1 protein-coding gene is annotated in these 1,033 nt (G+C 68.3%); it reads left to right on the top strand.

Translation table 11 applies throughout. The features are described from left to right. Window positions 1-291 precede the first annotated feature (291 nt). The coding region (locus A9Q02_RS04350; RefSeq protein ID WP_141508698.1) for a hypothetical protein at window positions 292-1,033 on the top strand (742 nt) is incomplete at its 3' end.

The raw sequence follows: 1,033 nt of genomic DNA, 5'->3' as shown, positions 1-1,033 counted from the left end.
TACGACGTGCGCACGCTCCCGATGGCCCAACTCTGTCGGGGGCAGTTGCTCGGCTGGCCCCCAGAGGGCCTGGCAGACGTAGTCCCCAAGTCGTAACGGTCTCGTCGTGGAGACCGATACACATTAGGGACTACGCAGTGGCATCAGGACGCGCCCCGTTACCAGGGCGCTTCGTTATTCCGGCCTGACCGCCGTTTCTGCTTGGGTATAAACTTGCCAACCTTCACGGAAGGGTGTACATGGAGTGTTACCTGACACGACCACGTATGCCCACCCGAAAGGCTGGCGTTTATGTATCATACCATCTTCGACCCCCTGACCCGACGGCAGCAGCGGCGGATCGTCCGCCTGCTGGCGCTGGCCCTGCTGCCCCTCCTGCTCGTGACAAGCACCGGGTACGGAGCCGAACGGCTCGCCGTGCCGCTCGCCGTGGCGTGCTCGGTGCGCCGGATCCGCTGCCGCCGCCGCCATTTCCATCCCGTCGCCCCGACGCTCCGCGGCGCCGGGGCGGTTCTCCGCCGCACCCTGCCCCCGGTACTCTGCCAAACGAGCCTGCTGCTCCTGCTCCTCCTTGGCACGCGCCCCCCCACCGCCCTGCTCGGGCTGGCCAGCCTGCCGCTCGTGCGCTGGCTGCTCACGCTCACGGTGCTCGTCTGGCCGCAGTGGGCGCAGCACCCCAGCGGCCGCTGGCTGCGCCAGACCCTGGCCGACCTCCACCTGGCCCTGCTGCTCGGCCTCGGTGGGCACCTGCTCGGCCAGATGCTTGGCCTGACCGGTGGCTCCCTGCTCGGGGCGGCCGCGACGCCTCGCCCGCCCAAACCGACGGCCAGCGGACGGGTGCGCGATGACGGCACCTACGAGGTCATGCTCGGCGACCAGTTCGTCATCCGCCATCAACCGGTCGACGAGTTCGACCGGCGCATGTTCTTGCTCTTTCTGCGCGACATCCACCTGGTGGCGTATCCCGGGCAACGACCGTTCCTCTGCCAGACCTGGCTGGCGGGCTGGTTCGACACGCTCCAGGAATTGCTCA

The organism is Candidatus Chloroploca asiatica, from assembly GCF_002532075.1.
In the GTDB taxonomy this organism is placed as follows: domain Bacteria; phylum Chloroflexota; class Chloroflexia; order Chloroflexales; family Chloroflexaceae; genus Chloroploca; species Chloroploca asiatica.
This window is presented reverse-complemented; position numbering and strand designations above follow the sequence as displayed.